Below are 15,054 nucleotides of genomic sequence, written 5' to 3'. Positions count from 1 at the left end.
TGAGTAAAAAAAAAGTTTTTATAGTAGAATTACGCTCTCTTAAATATTATTTAAGTGAAATTAATACCATTCTAGGAGGTCATTATGGCTCAAGATATGGCGGATAAAAAAGCACTGATTGCTAAATTTGCCCGTGATTCGAAAGATACAGGTTCTAGTGAGGTGCAAGTCGCACTTCTAAGTCATCGTATTGCAAATTTGACAGAGCATCTTAGGGCAAATCCCAAAGATCACTCAAGTCGTTTGGGTTTGCTTAAACTCGTCGGACAAAGACGCGGTTTGCTCAAGTATCTCAAAAGAACGCAATATGAGCGTTATGCCAAATTGATTCAAGAACTTGGAATCAAAGATCGATAACCTTTAGCTCACTTCTCTTGGGAAGTGGGCGTGGTTGGCTATTTCTCCTTTCTCTCAAACTCCAATCAATCATCAAACCTCACCATTTCATCTAAGCACGGCAATTGGATTCCCAAACCAATCTTGTAGAATCAAAAGATTCAAGCGTTGCCACAAAGCTCATTTTGCAAAACGCTGTTCGCTGTCTCTCTTTTCGTTTCTTGCTTTTGCACAAGCACACTTTTGGGGGATTCTAGAATCTCCCAGATTCTCTTTTTTGGCTTGACAAAGCACACTCTTTGGAGGATTCTTGATTTGTTTCCTAGTTTTTGAGATTGCTTTTGCACAAGAACACTTCTTAGTTTCCAAATCCCACTTTGCTTTTTCTATAAGGGGGACAAGGGGGTTTATTGCGAGGCACCCCCCTTATCCCCCTTAAAATCCCCCAAACCCCTGCCCGCTTTTTGTGTGTTACCCACATTAGTTTGACTTTGTTTTGATTCTTTGGTGTTTTAAAGTTTGATTTTTAGATTCTTAGAATCTCTTTGCAATCTTTTAAAACTCCAAAAAATATAAACCCTCACTATTTTAATATAAGCACAAACAATCGCTGACCAAACCAACCTTGCAGAACCAAAAAAGATTCCAAGTCAATGTAATCTTGAACGAGCCTTGCTAATGCAATGCTGGGGTTATGGGGGTTGTTAAGGGGGATAAGGGGAACGCTGCTATAAGTTCCCCTTGATCCCCTTAAGAGAAATCCTAGGGGATTCTAGAATTGCATAAAGGGTACTTTGCTCAAGCCAACTTGAAAAGAAAGAATTCAAGCCGAGCCTGAAACACCAAAAGCCGTGCTTTCCCCAAAGCAACTCAAAGAAAAAGAATCCCAAGAGATTCTAGAATCGCTAGAAAACATTTCCCCAAGCCAAACTTCACAAGAAAAACACCAAGCCAAGCTTGAAAAATTAGAAAATGTGCTTTTGCAAAGGCAAGAATCAAAACAGCGAATCCAAAAGATTCTAGAAATACCAAAAAGAAGTATGAGGGAACAAGCAATGCAAAAACTGCGTAAGAAAATTTACAAGGGGGGAGAGACATTGGGAATAATCCCAACTCAATCTAGCCTCCATTTATGGACTTACTTCCTTGTATAGTTTGCTGTGTTGAAGAATCAATCAAAACTTTAGCTAGATTGAGTATAATGCCTCTTGAAGATTAATTTATTGAGCCAAAAGCTCAAGGATAGCTTTTACTAGCTCTACCAAAGCTAGCAGAAGCCTTATAAGTTGGAATACTAAATCCATACTTACCACCTCCTTTCACAAGGAAGCGTCCTTCTCCAACACAAATATGATTATACAAAATCAAAACTTCAAAACTCTCTCTACTTCAAAAAATCCATAGCAAACCGCTGACCAAACAAACCTTGCAGAATCAAAAGATTTAAGCATTGCCACAAAGCTCATTTGTGCAAACATCATTTGCTAGTCATTTTTGCGATTGGAATCTTATGGGATAAAATCAACATTCACCGCCACTTCCTCTCGCAAGGAAGCCCCCTCCTCCGACACAAATGCGATGATACAAAGCCAAAGCGATTCATCTCTCTATCAATCCACCCCCTCCCCCATCAAAGTTAAAAACTTATTTTAGATTTCTGATACAATCCCTCCAAAAATATCAATAAGGCTATGTATGTATAAACAGCGTGTCAAAGAGGCGATAGAAGCATTCAAAAATGGTGAAATGATCATCATTATGGATGATGAGGACAGAGAAAATGAGGGGGATTTGGTGTATGCGGGGATTTTTAGCACCCCGCAAAAAGTGAATTTTATGGCTCAAGAAGCTAGAGGACTCATCTGCGTTTCTCTGACGCAAGAGTTGGCAAATCGCTTTGAGCTCACCCCTATGGTTTCTTGCAATGATTCCAACCATTGCACAGCTTTTACCATCTCAATTGATGCAAGAGAGGCAACTACAGGGATTTCGGCATTTGAGCGTGATATGACGATCCGATTGTTGTGTGATCCTCAAGCGAGTGCGAGAGACTTTGTGCGTCCGGGGCATATTTTCCCCCTTGTGGCAAAAGAGGGGGGTGTGCTTGTCCGCACTGGGCACACTGAAGCAAGTGTGGATTTGTGCAAAATCGCAGGGATCGCCCCGATTGCCGTTATTTGCGAGATGATGAAAGAAGATGGGAGTATGGCAAGACGCGGAGATAAGTTTTTGGTTGATTTTGCACACAAACATCAACTAAAGATTCTTTATATTTCTGATTTGGTGCAGTATCGCCTAGCTTATGAGAATCTCCTCTCTCCTCAGCCGCCCATTCCCTCCACTTTGCTTGGCAAAGAGTGCCAGAGGATAGATTATGTCGATCATTTGCAACGCACCCATAGCGTTTTTGTCTTTGATACTTCTAGGGTTTCTAGTCAGCCTTTGGTCAAATTTTTTCACATTGGCAAAGATGTGGATTTTTTGAGCGATTTGCGTGCGTATCAATCTCTTGTAGGGGCGATGGAGTTGATAAGTAAAGATTGGGGGGTTTTGATTTTTTTGCAAACCCAAAACGAACTCAAAGGCAAAGAGTTTGGGATCGGAGCCCAGATCCTCAAAAGTTTGCAAATCAGTGATTTCCGATTTATCAGCTCCAAAAAGGAGGTGAGCCAAATGGGATTTGGCGGGTTTGGAGTGAATATCACCGAAGTGATTGCACTAGGAGAGAATCTGTAGTTTTTGCAGCACAGGAATCCAAGCTTGGATATTTTGGATTTGTTTTTCTAGCTCTTGCTTCACTTCCGCATCGCTCAGTGCTTTGCCATCTTTGGAGATTTTCTCCCCTTGTTTTTTGAGCTGCTGCATAATCAATTCCACTCGTTCGTTTTGAGATTTTTTGTGCAAACTTGCATAGATTGCAATCAGCTCAAAACGATTGAAAGAAACCGCTTCTGCAGTGAGTGGGCTGATGAGATGGTTGATGGAGTTTGGAGAGTGGAAGGCTTGTTCCAAAATATAAGTATTGAGTCTTTGGGTTTGTGGCATTGCTTGAGCTACCTTATCCTTTTCTTGCACGAGCTTGACATATTCTTTTTGTCCCAAAGCGATGAGGGATTCGATCATTTCTGTGAATTGCACTTCACGCTTGAGTTTTGAGGCAAGTGTCTCTCTAAGTTCTGCGACGCTAATGGGCTCATAGTTTTTGATCGCATCAAACAATGGCTCATAGAAGTCTTGATTGAGCTTGAGTGTGCCGCGATGTGTTTGGAGCGTGTAGTCCAACTGCTCAAATGGGTGGCTTAGGACGATTTGTAGTTTGTTGAGCTCCTCATTGCATTGTGCGTCGCTAAGCTGAACAGCACCTTTTGCAAAATAATCACTTCTAAAACTTGTAGCAAACATAAGATCTTTGAGCATTTCATAAATGGTGCGATTGTTAGAAGTTTGAGAGAGCAGTTGCTTTTCGTCATTAGAGAGTTGAAGCCCAATGAGGTGGTTGGCATAATTGCAGTATGAAGCAAAATCTAGCTTGGCACCTTGGAGTTGTTGGCTCATTTGTAAGAAATTGAGAGAAACTTGATATTCATTTAGTAGCTCGTGTGCGAGATACACATCATCCATTTTTTGCAAGGTTTGGAGCATTGCAATGCTTTGGGGGTTTTTGATCGATTCTGTAGAGGGTAGGGCGAGTAACTCACCAACAAACTCCAATCCCTCTCTTGCACGCACTGCACTTGGTTTGCCACTAGGTGTGAGGTAAGTGGCATACGCACGCAACAAATCACGCATCGGAGCCATAGCAGCCCAACCGGGTTGGCAGTTGTAGCTGATGAGACAAGCACCACCTACTGCGAGTTTTTGGCGGAGAAAATTGACGATTTGCTCACGCACTTCAGGAGAAACCCAGCTATAAATCCCGTGCAATGCGATGAAATCAAATTGGGGCAAATCTTTGCGATTCAAAAACTCCTCAAAGGAATCATCATAGATTTTCACATCAGCCCCAGAAATATTTGCAATGCTTTGTGCATAGGCAGCTTGAGAGGGATTGAAATCTGTGCCATACCACGAGGCATTGCCACTTGCAGCATTGAAATTGAGCGTGATCCCCTGCCCAAATGCCAATTCACACGCAGTGTCAATTTTGGGAGGCAGAAGCTTTTGAGCTAGGAAGCAGAGCTTGATTCTTAGGGGGTTGAGGGTGGCATAATAGCCTTTTGTGTAGGTAATGTCTGTCACATAGCCGTGATTCCAGTTTGACATAAGCACTCCTTGTGTAAGTATTTGATAAGGCAGGTATTGTAGCATTTTTGAGAGGAGAATGGGTGGTGTTGCGAAGTCTATCGTTTGGGGGGTTGCAAAGTGCAACATCAAAGGTTTGGGAATCTGTTTTAGCGATTCTAGAATCTCTTGGGATTCTTTTTCTTTGAGTTGCTTTGGGGAAAGCACGGCTTTTGGTGTTTCAGGCTCGGCTTGAATTCTTTCTTTTCAAGTTGGCTTGAGCAAAGTACCCTTTATGCAATTCTAGAATCCCCTAGGATCTCTCTTAAGGGGGGCAAGGGGAACTTATAGCAAGCGTTCCCCTTATCCCCCTTAACAACCCCCATAACCCCAGCATTGCATTAGCAAGGCTCGTTCAAGATTACATTGACTTGGAATCTTTTTTGGGTTCTACAAGGTTAGTTTGGGAAGCAGTTGTTTGTGCTTATATTGAAATAGTGAGGGTTGATAATTGATTAGAGTTTTTTGAGAGTTTGCAAAGATATACTAAAAATCAAAAACAAAATTTTTTACAAAGATTCCAAGAATCCAAGAATCCAAAGAATCAAAAATGCTTTCAAAAAGATTCCAAATATTCTGAGAATTTAAAGAATCTAAACAAAAACAAGAAACTAGAATCTAGTTTCAAATCAAAAAACCAACAAACAAGAATCAAGCTCAAACATTGCACTCTATCGTTGGGTTGTCACACAAAAAGCGGGCAGGGGTTTGGGGGATTTTAAGGGGGACAAGGGGGGTGCCTCGCAATAAACCCCCTTGTCCCCCTTATAAGAAAAAAAGCAAAGTGAGAATTGGTGACTAGAAAGTGTGCTTCTGCAAAACCAACTCCCAAAAACTAGCAAACAAATCAAGAATCACCAAAGAGTATAGAGCCTCTCAAGCTAACATCAAGAGCAGAAACTAGTCGCACAAAATGACTAGCAAATGATGTTTGCAAAATGAGCTTTGGAAATGATTTTGTTGAATCTATGGTTTTGTTTTTGAATCTTAATGTGGGCAAAGCACACTTGTGTTTCTCAAACTTGGCTTGTTTTCAAAAGAGAATGAGGTTTGTTCTGAAGTTTTCTTGTAGGCATTGCGTTGCACTCTGCAAATTTGCAAAAAGTTCATCGCTTTTGGCACTTTTCCCCAATAATTTTGCCTTCTACCACATATTTTGATTAAAAACTTGAAGCATTATTCTATATCTTTTAAGATTCTAATGGCTTCTATGAAATCCCCAACCCCTTTATCCCAGAGCATTCTGGCAATAAGCAAAAAACTTATTTCATCGTGTTGCTCCTTTTGGGGATAAAAATATTTTGTGTCAATTCCTTCACTATCTAAGAGTTTTGCAAAACAACTAATTGCTATATAAAGGAACTAAAAAATTTTGCCTTAAAAACGCTGATTAGCTTTCTTATTGGTTTTAGAATGATGAAGATTGGAAAAAATGAAAGTTTGTTGTTTCGCCAAGATTGAAAACATTCAAGATTTGCTTTTATGATATTCAAAAAGCTTTTGTTGGAAGTTCCACCAATACGCATCGTTACTAAAATATGTGGAATGTATGAGGAGCTAATGTTGTATTTTTGTAAGAATCTCAACATCAAATCATAATCTGCAGATATTGTATAGTGTAGGTTAAAATATCCAAATTGTTCAAAAATCTCTCTTTTAGCATAGAAAGTTGGATGTGCAGGATGCCATCCCAAAAAAAACGCATAGGGCGTATATTTTGATCCTATCCAATAGCGTGTGATTTTGTTTTTATCATTGATAAAACAGAGATTGCCAAATACACAATCTGTTTTTTGTGCATTAAAAGCTTTGGCAATGTGTAAAAGTGTGTCTGGAGAGAAAAAAAAATCATCAGAATTCAAAAAACCTATTACATCTCCACTGGCTTTTTGAATACCTTTGTTCATCGCATCATAGATTCCCTTATCTTTTTCACTAAAAATTTTTAAATCAATATGATTGGAGTCAAATTTTTCTTTATATTTTTGAATAATATTAAGAGTTTGATCTTGACTTGCTCCATCAATAATAATGCATTCAATGTTTTTATAATTTTGCTCAAGTATTGATTGAAGTGTATCTTTGATTGTTTCTTGACTATTAAAGGTTGTTGTGATAACTGATATTTTAGGACACATGTTTTGTCTTTTGATACAAAGCGATGAGGGGTGTCAGAATTTTTTTTGGGAGATAAATTTTTATCAATCGTTTTATGGTTGCATAAGGATAGTAAAAAAGAATGATTTTTGTAAGAATTATGGGGCTGTTAAGATTATGTTGCATAGCTATCTTAAAAATTTCGTTTGTGCAAGACAATTTAGCACTATCACTAGCTCCACCATTTGCAAAAGATGCAATAACGATGTCAATTTTTTTGAAGTTATACTTGTTGTCAAGAATCGTGTGTATTGTATTGTAATCGGCGGCGATTTTAAACATAAGATCAAATGGATATTGTTTTTGGATTTTAGTTTTAAGAAAGAAGCTTTGATGGCAGCAATTTCTAAACATTAGGCGAATATTGGAGCAATGAATTGGAGCTAATACAACGCGTTTTGCTTGATGGTTATAAATGATTTGAGTGTCCCCATACACTACATCATATTGAGAGATATTTTCTTTTGAGATTTTTTCAAGCACATTGCAATCATAAAACCTATCTCCACAATTCATAAAATTAATCCATTCTTTTGTAGCAAGAGCGATTCCTTTGTTCATCGCATCATAGATTCCCTCATCTTTTTCACTTAAAAACTTAAAACTAAGATTTGGATATTGAAAATGTAGTGCCTCAATATAGAGTTTGGAATCTGTTTGATTTTGCAGCGTGATTTGGGTATTTGAGTGCAAATACTCCAAAATAGCTTCCTTTGTCCCATCATTACTCCATCCATCTATAAGAATATATTCAATCTTATGATAGGTTTGAGAAGTAACAGAGCGTATAGTCTCTAGGATATGAGAGACATCATTATAGACGACTGTGACTATGCTAAACATCGATTTTTCCGATACATCTGTAAGTCAAATCAAACTTTTCAAAATCACAATTTGTATAGATATTGCGTCCATCAAAGATGATTTTTGCTTTTAGATTTGAGGCAATACGCGTAAAATCAGGAGAGCGGAACTCTTGCCATTCTGTCAGCACACAGAGTGCATCGCAATCTTGAAGTGCCAAATATTTATCTTGAAAATAGCTAAGATTTTTCAAATCCTTGAGATAAAATTTTGCATTTTCCATAGCTTTTGGGTCATAAGCTTGGAGTTTTGCCCCCATTTGATGTAGGGAGCGGAGGATAAAGAGCGAGGGGGATTCTCGCATATCATCTGTCTCTGGTTTGAAGCTAAGCCCCCAAATAGCAAAGGTTTTGCCCTCAAGTTTCTCTCCAAAATATTGTGTGATTTTATGCACGAAATGGATTTTTTGCTCTTGATTGACTGCTTGGACTGCTTGTAGTATTTTTGGTTGCAATTTGACATCTTTGGCAATTTTCTCAAGTGCTTGAATATCTTTGGGAAAACAGCTCCCCCCATAGCCAATACCAGGATAGATAAAATCATAACCAATTCGAGGATCGGATCCTATCCCGATTCTCACTGCATTAATATCTGCACCGACTTTTTCACAAATTTGACTCATTTCATTGATGAAACTGATTTTGGTTGCAAGCATCGCATTGGCTGCGTATTTTGTCATTTCTGCTGATTTGATGTCCATCGTGATGAAACGCTCTTTTTTGAGGGTGAATGGGGTATAAAGCTCTTGCATTATCTGTGTTGCTTTTGAAGAATCTGAACCGATGACAATACGATCAGGACTCATAAAATCTGCGATTGCTTTCCCTTCTTTGAGAAACTCCGGATTGCTAATCACATCAAAATCTATATGAATTTTGCGTTTTTTCAATTCGCTTGAGATCGTCTCTTTCACAAGGGTTGCAGTGCCAATAGGGACGGTGGATTTATCTACAATCACACAATATGAATCGATGTATGCACCTATTTGTTTGGCAACTGCAAGCACATAGGAGAGATCAGCACTTCCATCTTCGCCCATAGGTGTGCCAACGGCTATGAAGATCACCAAAGCGTCTTTGTAGGCATCTTGAGGATTGGTGGTGAAGAATAGGTTTTTGTTGAGATTTTCTTGGACGATTTCTTTTAGACCGGGCTCATAGATAGGGATAGAAGCTTGATTGAGGGCAGTGATTTTGTGTGTATCTACATCAAAGCAAGTGACACAATTCCCCATCTGTGCAAAACACGCACCACTCACCAAGCCAACATAACCTGAACCTACAATTGTGATTTTCATATACTCTCTATTTTTTGGATTTGAGAGATTATAACAGATTTATATTTTAGCGATTGATTGCATCGTAATTTTTGCCATTTTTGCCACCAATCATTCTGATTCTATTGGGATTGAATTTTTGATTGATGATACTTCGTGTCGGATCAAATCCGAGAGTTTTGATCCCTGCAATATCCAATATAGTATGGATTAGATCATCAGTCATATATTTGGAATCAACCGATGATTGAAGCTGTGTATAAAGTATGGGGTGATTTTGTATAAAAAGATCGGAGACATATACTAGCATTGGGATTTCAACCATAGGTTTGCTGATTCTGTCATCAGAATGACCGGCAAAATCGCTATTATTTTCATAAAGTTCTTCGCCGTGATCTGAGATATAAATCACAATCGCATCGCGATTTGTAAACTTTTTGATAATTTCACTCACGACATAATCATTGTATAGCACCGCATTGTCATATCGAGCGATTGTGCGTTGTTTTTTTCCGTGATAAAGCGAATCATCAAAAAAAGAAAAATGCGGAGGGTATCGATTCCCATAGGAAGCGTGTGTTCCCATCAAGTGAATTACAAAAAGATTGTATTTTTCCTTGTTGCTGTTTTGTTCCATATCAATGATTGGCAATAGTTTGCCATCGTGGAACACTTCTTCGAAATTTTGTTTATATTGTGAGGCAAAGTTGTATTTTTTGCTACTTGTAGCAATGACTGAAGTAACTCCACCATGTGTTTTTCCAAGTTGATTAGAGATCCAAAAAGTTGAATAATTAGCCTGATTAAAAAGAGTGATTAGATTTCCCAATGTATATACATCTTGCTTGTTATCTTCGTTTTCGTAGTTGAGAAATGTTAGCACTTTGCGAAGAGAGAGTGTTGTCTGTGCGTGAGGAGAAATCACATTGTTGTAGATGATGAGATTTTTTGTATCGAGTTTTGCCAAATTGGGGGTAGTGGGTAGATCATAGCCATAAATTTGCATATGATTTTTTTGCGTGGATTCGCCCAAAATCAAAACGATATTTTCGATTTTGTTTTTTCTTGTGAATTCGGTGCTTTGTGTTTGAAAATCAGTTTTGAGTTTGTCCAATAGATCTTTTGTTTGCTTGTTGTCATTGAAAGCTAGGTTGAAAGCACAGATTTGTCGCATTGGGATAAGAAAGGAGAAGGATTTTTTGTATTGACAACCGCTAAAATCATTTTTTAATGTATAGAAATCATATAGTGCAAAACACAAGCCTAAAAGAACAAATGGGGACAAAAAGAGTAATCCCCCCCCCCCACTATATTTAAAAGTTTTTTGGTTGCCAACAAAAAAACAAAGATATGCATAAAGGCTTGTCAGTAAGAATGCTCCAAGTATCCTAAAATTGAAATATAGTTCAACAAAAGATAGACTTTCTTGCAAATTGGTTTCAAATGCAGTTATTAGCATTGTCGCACTCAATGGTGCTTCAAAAGTGATCCAGCAAAAAATATCAATCAAAAACACAGCACAAGATATGAGGCTTGAGAGCCACATAAGGTAGCGACTTATCTTTTTGGGGAACATAGCAATGAGACAGAGAAAAGCCGCAAGAATGCAAGAAGAGAAAAAGCCAAAAAACAAACTACCTAATGATACATTGTTGTCAATCAGCAAAAGGAGATAGTCATAGGCGTATAACCCAAAAATAAATATATAAGTTCTAAAAAACAACATTTGATTGTCAAAGAAATTCCGATAAATTTTTTGCATAATTTATCCTTGTGATTTTAGATACCAAAGTATTGTTTGGTGTATTCCTGATACAAACGGGTAATGGGTGGTCCAATTGAGCTGATTTCTGATTTTTGACGCGTCGATTGCGTAACGATGGTCGTGCCCCAAACGATCTTTGACATAAGTAATTTGGTCTGAATATTTCCCTTTTGCTTTTGGATGCAGTTCATCTAGAATCTTGCACACTAGATGAGCGATTTGTATGTTTGTATGCTCGTTGTTACCACCAATGTTGTAAGTCTCTCCAAAATTTTGGCTATGGAAAACAAGATCGATCCCCGCACAATGATCCAAAACATAAAGCCAATCTCGAATATTTAAACCATTTCCATAAATTGGAATATCTTCTTGATTGATGGCTTTGCGAATAATGGTCGGGATGAGTTTTTCATCGTGTTGTTTTGGTCCATAATTATTGGAGCAGTTGGTAATGAAGGTTTTAAGTCCATAAGTGTGATGATAGCTTTTCACAAGCATATCGCTAGATGCTTTGGAGGCAGAATAGGGAGAATTTGGGGCGTAAGGTGTTGTTTCTGTGAAATATCCAGTGTCCCCCAAACTACCATAAACTTCATCTGTGCTAATGTGGTGGAAGATCCCATAAGGGGTTTTGTAATCAAAGGGATTTTTGAGCCAAAAATGCAATGCGGTTTGCAACAAAGAAAATGTGCCGTTGATGTTGGTTTGGACAAAAGCATTGGGAGAGGCAATGGAGTTATCAACATGAGATTCTGCAGCAAAATGAATGATAGAATCGATTTTGTATTTTTCAAAAATCTCTCCCAACAAATTAAGATCGCAGATGTCTCCTTGTATAAAAGTATGATTTGGGTGATGATAAAACTCATTCATATTTTCCAATTTTCCTGCATAGGTCAATACATCGAGATTGAAAATCTTGTAATGAGGATAGCGTTTTAAAAAATAATCAATAAAGTTGCTTCCAATAAAGCCTGCTCCACCTGTAATTAGAATATTTCTCATTGCTCTGCAATCTTTAAGATATATTGTCCGTATTGATTTTTTTCCATATTTTTTCCCAAGTTTTGAAGATCTTGGCGTGAAATATAACCCATTTTGTAGGCAATCTCTTCAATACAGGCGATTTTTAGTCCTTGTCGCTTCTCAATAATCTCGATGAAATTACTTGCTTCCAAAAGATGATCGTATGTGCCAGTGTCAAGCCAAGCGTAACCACGCCCCAAAAACTCCACCTGAAGTCTTTGCTCTTGTAGATAGAGCTGATTGATCGAGGTGATTTCAAGCTCTCCTCGAGAGGATGGGACCACTTGTTTTGCTTTTGTTGTGACATCATTGGGATAAAAATACAATCCAATCACTGCGAAATTGCTTTTTGGGCATTTTGGTTTTTCTTGAATCGAAATAACTTGATTGTTTTGATCAAATTCTACGATGCCATAATCAGAGGGATTATTGACATAGTAGCCAAACACAACTCCTTCCCTTTTTTCTTTGACTTTTGCCACACTAGATTGAAGTGTTTTGATGAGCCCTTCTCCATAAATCAGATTGTCTCCAAGGACAAGGCACACATCATCTCCTTGAATGAATTCTTCTCCCAAAATAAAAGCTTCTGCAAGTCCATTTGGATGATTTTGAATAATGTATTCAAATCTAAGTCCTAATTGCGAACCATCACCCAAAAGATCTCGGAATCTTTGAATATCTCTAGGAGTTGAGATGATTAAGATTTCTTTGATCCCTGCAAGCATAAGGATTGAAAGAGGATAATAAATCATTGGTTTGTCATAAATAGGCAAAAGCTGCTTAACAACACCTTTTGTCAATGGAAACAAACGAGTGCCACTTCCTCCAGCTAAAATAATTCCTTTCAATCAACTTCCTTTATAAAAATATGCAATTCTATCAAGTTTTGTGTTTTAGGTGATGGATTTCCATTTGTTGAGCGTCTCGATGACTTGCCAAATCTCTTCTTGGGTATGAGCAAAAGAGATAGGAAGGCTAAGGGTGGTTTGATGTATTGTTTCGGCAATGGGATAATTTGTATCAAAAATCCCTTGCATAGCTTCTTGCCTATGGGATGGGATGGGATAATGTATCTCTGTAGCGATATTTTGCTCAAAAAGATAGGATTTGAGCTGATCTCTTTGGGAATGCCTGATGTTAAAAATATGATACACATCAAAAAAATCTTTTTCGACAATAGGGCAGATAAAATCTTTCTTCAAATTTTCTAAATAGAGGCTTGCAAGTGTGCGTTTATGGGCAATAAGTTCATTCAAAGATTTAAGTTTGATACGCAAAAAACAAGCCTGGAGCTCATCAAGTCTTGAGTTGTAGCCAATATATTGATTGATGTATTTTTGTTTGGATCCATAATTGCGTAAAGCCCTAAGTTTTTCTGCCAATTGTGGATCATTTGTTGTGATGCCTCCAGCATCTCCAAGAGCCCCAAGATTTTTTGTGGGATAAAAGCTAAAACAACCAATCCCAAATGTCCCCACTTGCTTGTTTTTGTATCTTGCTCCGTGTGCTTGAGCACAATCTTCTACGAGATGCAAGTCATAATCTCGGCAAATAGAGAGAATAGGATCCATTTCACACGCTTTGCCATAGAGATGCACTATGACAATCGCTTTGGTTTTGGAGGTGATTTTTTCTTTGATTTTGTGTGGATCGATATTGTATGTGTGGATATTGGGTTCTACCAAAACGGGCTTAAGATCATTCCTCAAAATAGACAAAATGGTAGCGATATAAGTGTTGGATGGGACAAGCACTTCAGAATCTTTTGGCAAATTGAGTGCTTGTAGGGACAAAATTAGAGCATCAAGTCCTGATGCTACACCTACACAATATTTTGTGCCAACATATTGGGCAAATTCTTCCTCAAACTTTGAGACATTTTCTCCCAAAATAAACCACCCTTTTTCCAAAAAATGATGAAATTGTTCTTGGAACTCTTGGGAAAATCTTGCATTGGCTTTGCTTAAGTTTTCATATTCAATCATTGGGAATCTCCACAATATAGTCTGATGGATCGTAGTATTCTGATGCAAGGACAAGCAAGAAAGCTTGTGGTGAAAGGTTCTCAATCGTATGCCATTCGTGAGGCTCCAAAACTAAGCATTTTTGAGGAGAATCAAGCAGGAAACTTTGTCTGCATTGTTTTGTCTGTGTAACGATTTCGCAACTTCCCCCCAAACACACAAAGGCTTGAGTTGTTTTGATGTGTGCGTGTCCTCCTCGAGTTTGGGAAACATCATACATATAATAAACACGCTTGATTTCAAAAGGCAGAATCTTTTCAATAACACTCAAACTCCCTCTATCATCATTATGCGTAGGTATTTGTAGATAACAAGCCATTTAGATTCCAAAGTTTTTGAGATTATAGATATTGTATGTGTTGAGAAGTTTGCGTTTGATCCATCGCAAAGGCGTTTTCCAAGTGAAGTGTGGCTTGGTGCGTCCATCAAAATTTTGGGGATAAAATCGCATTCTCAATTGGAGCAAATGTTGGATGTAGGGAGCATAAATCGTTTTGATTGTGTGTGGGGGGAGAAAGTAAGGACACAGATCGATTTTGTCCTCATCGATAAATTTGAGATGATGAAAATGATAAAAAATAGGGGATATGTCGTGGTATTGTTGGATATTCCAAGGAGCAAGTCCGCCTCGAATATTTTGCAAAACATGCACACCCTCAAAGCGTTGTGTCCAATCATCAAGATACTTTTGATCTCCAAACTTTCCATTTTCAAAGCGTGCATAGCACCACTCAAAACAACGATCTTTCCACCATTGCAAAGCTTCCAAACCTTTTTGAGTAGCTTTAAAAGTCATAAATTGGACGCAATAGATTCCACTTGTGGCTTCTTGATTGTATTTTGGAGTGTAGTTGTGTTTGGTTAGCAAAACCGAATTATCTTGCATTTCATCTATCAAAATATTGGGATTATCAAAAAAGTATAAATCAGCATCAAGATAAGTGCAATGTGAGAGATTAAAAGTCTGAATGCAATAATCAATGATAAATGGAGTGCAAGTCCAGCAATATTCTCCCCTTGTGCGATCTTGCTTGACTTGAAGCAAATCTGGCGTCTCAAATTGTTCCATACTGATGATGGTGGTTTTGGGATGATTGATGTTTGTGAGAATATTGTAAGCGAGTGTATCAAAAGCCAAAATATAGAGATGGAAGTCTTGCGTATGTCGATTGAGGCTCTCAAGCATCGCAATGCCCCTTGTAAGATAGTTGGAATCAAAAAGAGTGCAGTAATTGTAAATCATACTTTTCGTGCCACAACAACAATGTTGAGAAAGATTCCAAAAAAGTTTGGGTGGAATTGTTGTTTTCTAAAAAAAAGTT

Annotated in this window: 12 protein-coding genes; 2 read left to right on the top strand and 10 right to left on the bottom strand. The window is 38.0% G+C overall.

Annotation, left to right across the window (positions count from 1 at the left end; genetic code table 11):
• Positions 1-84: 84 nt before the first annotated feature.
• Both rpsO and BBW65_RS04115 read left to right on the top strand, forming a co-directional pair.
• Positions 85-357: a 30S ribosomal protein S15 gene (gene rpsO, locus BBW65_RS04130; RefSeq protein WP_066340130.1), complete on the top strand. Its 273-nt coding sequence runs from the start codon at positions 85-87 to the stop codon at positions 355-357.
• Between the two features lie 1,674 nt (positions 358-2,031).
• Positions 2,032-3,072, top strand: coding sequence for a bifunctional 3,4-dihydroxy-2-butanone 4-phosphate synthase/GTP cyclohydrolase II (locus tag BBW65_RS04115; RefSeq protein WP_066340119.1), 1,041 nt, complete (start codon positions 2,032-2,034; stop codon positions 3,070-3,072).
• Here the strand turns inward: BBW65_RS04115 and BBW65_RS04110 are convergent.
• The 10 genes from BBW65_RS04110 to BBW65_RS04060 all read right to left on the bottom strand — a co-directional run bounded on the left by BBW65_RS04110 (position 3,055) and on the right by BBW65_RS04060 (position 14,975).
• Positions 3,055-4,599: a class I SAM-dependent methyltransferase gene (locus BBW65_RS04110; protein ID WP_066340116.1), complete on the bottom strand. Its 1,545-nt coding sequence runs from the start codon at positions 4,597-4,599 to the stop codon at positions 3,055-3,057. The genes BBW65_RS04115 and BBW65_RS04110 overlap by 18 nt on opposite strands.
• 1,367 nt (positions 4,600-5,966) lie before the next feature.
• Positions 5,967-6,755 (bottom strand): glycosyltransferase family 2 protein, encoded by a 789-nt coding sequence (locus BBW65_RS04100; protein WP_066340112.1) that lies wholly within the window; start codon positions 6,753-6,755, stop codon positions 5,967-5,969.
• Positions 6,745-7,617, bottom strand: a complete 873-nt coding sequence (locus BBW65_RS04095) for a glycosyltransferase family 2 protein (RefSeq protein WP_066340110.1) — start codon at positions 7,615-7,617, stop codon at positions 6,745-6,747. The genes BBW65_RS04100 and BBW65_RS04095 overlap by 11 nt, the downstream gene beginning before the upstream one ends.
• Positions 7,610-8,935, bottom strand: coding sequence for a UDP-glucose dehydrogenase family protein (locus BBW65_RS04090; protein WP_066340107.1), 1,326 nt, complete (start codon positions 8,933-8,935; stop codon positions 7,610-7,612). The genes BBW65_RS04095 and BBW65_RS04090 overlap by 8 nt, the downstream gene beginning before the upstream one ends.
• A 46-nt stretch (positions 8,936-8,981) precedes the next feature.
• On the bottom strand, positions 8,982-10,676 hold the full coding sequence (locus BBW65_RS04085) for a phosphoethanolamine transferase (protein ID WP_066340105.1): 1,695 nt from the start codon (positions 10,674-10,676) through the stop codon (positions 8,982-8,984).
• Between the two features lie 3 nt (positions 10,677-10,679).
• A complete protein-coding gene (rfbB, locus tag BBW65_RS04080; RefSeq protein WP_066340102.1) occupies positions 10,680-11,684 on the bottom strand; it encodes a dTDP-glucose 4,6-dehydratase in 1,005 nt (334 codons plus the stop codon).
• Positions 11,681-12,556 carry a glucose-1-phosphate thymidylyltransferase RfbA gene (gene rfbA / locus BBW65_RS04075; RefSeq protein WP_066340098.1) on the bottom strand — a complete coding sequence of 292 codons (876 nt, stop codon included), beginning with the start codon at positions 12,554-12,556 and terminating at the stop codon, positions 11,681-11,683. Before rfbA ends, rfbB begins: the two co-directional genes overlap by 4 nt.
• Positions 12,557-12,601: 45 nt before the next feature.
• Positions 12,602-13,693, bottom strand: a complete 1,092-nt coding sequence (locus BBW65_RS04070) for a DegT/DnrJ/EryC1/StrS family aminotransferase (protein ID WP_066340095.1) — start codon at positions 13,691-13,693, stop codon at positions 12,602-12,604.
• Positions 13,686-14,051, bottom strand: a complete 366-nt coding sequence (locus tag BBW65_RS04065; protein WP_066340093.1) for a sugar 3,4-ketoisomerase — start codon at positions 14,049-14,051, stop codon at positions 13,686-13,688. Before BBW65_RS04065 ends, BBW65_RS04070 begins: the two co-directional genes overlap by 8 nt.
• Positions 14,052-14,975, bottom strand: a complete 924-nt coding sequence (locus BBW65_RS04060; protein WP_066340091.1) for a glycosyl transferase — start codon at positions 14,973-14,975, stop codon at positions 14,052-14,054.
• Positions 14,976-15,054 lie beyond the last annotated feature (79 nt).

It is taken from the genome of Helicobacter enhydrae (assembly GCF_001693335.1).
Classification (GTDB): domain Bacteria; phylum Campylobacterota; class Campylobacteria; order Campylobacterales; family Helicobacteraceae; genus Helicobacter_G; species Helicobacter_G enhydrae.
The sequence above is the reverse complement of the archived record's forward strand: the minus strand, read 5'-3'. Positions and strand labels throughout refer to the sequence as shown.